1 protein-coding gene is annotated in these 2,921 nt (G+C 63.2%); it reads right to left on the bottom strand.

What is annotated here, in order from left to right:
- Nucleotides 1-2,921 (bottom strand): non-ribosomal peptide synthetase (locus E4K64_RS39350; protein ID WP_135167614.1); only part of this gene is annotated, 2,921 nt, incomplete at both ends.

Genomic DNA, 2,921 nt, shown 5'->3' with positions numbered 1-2,921 from the left:
ACCTGATCGTCGTTGCGGCCTAAGAACTCCAGATTGCCGTCCGGCAGGTAGCGTGCCAGGTCGCCGGTCCGGTACAGCCGATCGCCCTCGACAAAGGGACTGGCGATGAACCGCTCGGCAGTCAGTTCAGGGCGGTTCAGGTAGCCACGCGCCACCCCTGCCCCGCCAATGTAAAGCTCGCCCACCGCACCGAACGGCACGGGCGCGCGATCACCATCCAGCAGGTACACCCGCGTGTTGGCAATTGGACGCCCGATCGGGACCACCGACCCATTGAAATCAGCCGGGCAAGTCCAGAACGTCGCGAAGGTGGTCGTCTCGGTGGGCCCATAGCAGTGAATGAGACGTACGGGGCCCTTTTCTTTCAACAATCTTAGAAATGAGGCAAGATCACCGCGCTCACCCCCACAGAGGAGGTGCTTCAGTTGCGCCAACTTCGGAGCAATCGAGGATGTATATTGGTTGAATAATGCTGTTGTCAGAAACAGTGACGTCACCCGATGCTGTTCAAGCGCCCGGGCAACACTAGCAGTATCCCTGACCGTGGCCGCATGCATGGCAACAATGCAACCACCGTTAAGCAACGGTGCCCATACCTCGAATGTGCTTGCGTCGAAGGAGGGATTGCCAGCCCATGCCACCCGATCTCCTGCATCGATCTTCACATACCCACTGTTGATCACGAGCCGGTTGACGGCACGATGAGGAACAACAACTCCTTTGGGAAGGCCAGTTGAGCCGGAGGTGTACATGACGTAAGCGGCGGTTTCAGCGCTCAACGCCAGCCCAGGATCGGAACTACATTCCGTGCCAGCTATGAGCGGCTCAATAGCACGAACAGGTATGGTCGCCTCAACGAGATCATCCCCGCAAAGCACCAAGCGTGCAGCACAATCGGCCATCAACAATTCTTGTCGCGCCACCGGAAGGGCGCGATCGATCGGTACATACACCCCGCCCGCCTTCAGAACCGCCAGCTGTGCCACCACAAGAGCGGCGGAGCGGTCCAGCACGGTGGCAATGCGATCCCCAGGTTTGACGCCGAGAGCGATCAGGTGATGTGCCAGGCGGTTGGCCCTCGCATTGAGCTCGCCATAGCTCAGCCGCTCATCACCGCAGACCACCGCCACCGCATCCGGCGCCTTGTGCACCTGCGCCTCGAACAGCTCGTGGATACACCGCTCCGCAGGATATGGCGCCGCCGTTCGGTTCAGCTCCTCCAGCAGATAGGTGCGCTCGGCAGTCGACAGCAGCTCAATCCGGCGGACCTCTTGCTGCGCATCGGCAGCCATCGCCCGCAACAGCGCCAGCAGATAACCACGCTGCCGCTCGATCGTCGCCTGATCAAATAGCGCCGTGGCATAAGCCAGCGTTCCGGCGATCTCCGCGCCATGCTCGCCAAGGCTCAGCTCCAGATCGAACTTAGCCTGATCAATCTCGTCCCCGGCAGCTTCGACACTCAGCCCCGGCAGCTCCAACGCCCCAAGCGCATTGTTCTCCCAGGCCAGCATCACCTGGAACAATGGCGTGTGATCAAGAGCGCGGGGCGGCTGCACGATCTCCACCACCTGCTCGAACGGCAGGTCCTGATGCTCCTGCGCAGCCAGCACCGTGCGGCGCGTCCGCTCCAGAAGCTCCGACACGCGCGGCTTGCCCGACAGGTCCAGCCGTAGCGCCAGGGTGTTGACGAAGAATCCGATCAGCTCTTCGATCTCCCGGTGCCCCCGATTGGCGCTGGGCACGCCAATCACAAGATCGTCCTGCCCCGACAGACGCGACAGCACCGCCGCCCAGGCCGCCAGCACGATCATGAACAACGTCGTGCCATGCTGCAGGCTCAGCCGCTTCAGCTCCCGCGTCAGATCCGCATCGATGACGACCGGGACCGTGGCCGCGGCAAACGACTGCTGGCCAGGCCGCGCGCGGTCCGTCGGCAAGACAAGACGGGTCGTGCCTGCCAGGGCGCTGCGCCAATACTGCGCCTGCTTCTGCAGCCGTTGCCCTGACAGCCAGTGGCGTTGCCAGGCGGCGTAATCCGGATACTGGAGCGCAAGCGGCGGCAGGGGATCGTCCTGCCCAGCCTCGAACGCCCGGTAAAGCTGGCTAAGTTCACGCAGCAGCACGCCCATCGACCAGCCGTCCGAGACGATGTGATGCTGGGTCAGCAGGAAGACGTGTTCCTCGTCCGACATCCGCACCAGATGCCCGCGGATCAGTGGGCCGCGCGCAAGATCGAATGGCGTGCGCCCCTCTTCATGGCACAGATCCAAAAGTGCCGCTTCCGCATCCGATCTCTCCCGCAGATCATGCTCAAGTATCGGCAATCCCGCATCCGGCGGCAGAACCTCAACCCGGGGCTTACCTTGCGTTGCGACAAAGACACTGCGCAGCGCCTCATGACGCGCAAACAGACGGTCAAGGCTGTGCTGCCAGGCGCTGCGGTCGAGCATCCCGCGCAGTCGCAGGGTCAGCGGAATGTGATAGTTCGTGCTGCCTTCGTTCAGCTGCGCCAAAAACCATAGCCGCTGCTGCGCAAATGACAGCACAAGCGGCTCATGGCGCGACACCGCTGCAATCGACGGCAGCTGTTGCGGACCGGAGCGGCTCAACAGCTCGACGATGCTTGCCGCCAGGTCACTCAGCACTGGCCTTGCGAACAGCGTCGACAGCGGCAGGTCGACTCCGACCGCCTGTGACAGCCGGCTCGACATCTGCACGGCCAAGAGGGAGTGGCCGCCCAGTTCGAAGAAGTGGTCGTTGCGCCCGATGCGCTCGACACCAAGGAGCTCGGCCCAGATCCGCGCCAGCGCGGTCTCGACCGCGCCTTGCGGCGCCTCATAGGCCGCCAGCGCATAGGCCTGATCGCGAGGGGCCGGCAGCGCGTTGCGATCGAGCTTGCCGTTCACCGTCAGCGGAAGCGC

Source organism: Bradyrhizobium frederickii (genome assembly GCF_004570865.1).
In the GTDB taxonomy this organism is placed as follows: Bacteria; Pseudomonadota; Alphaproteobacteria; order Rhizobiales; family Xanthobacteraceae; genus Bradyrhizobium; species Bradyrhizobium frederickii.
The sequence above is the reverse complement of the archived record's forward strand: the minus strand, read 5'-3'. Positions and strand labels throughout refer to the sequence as shown.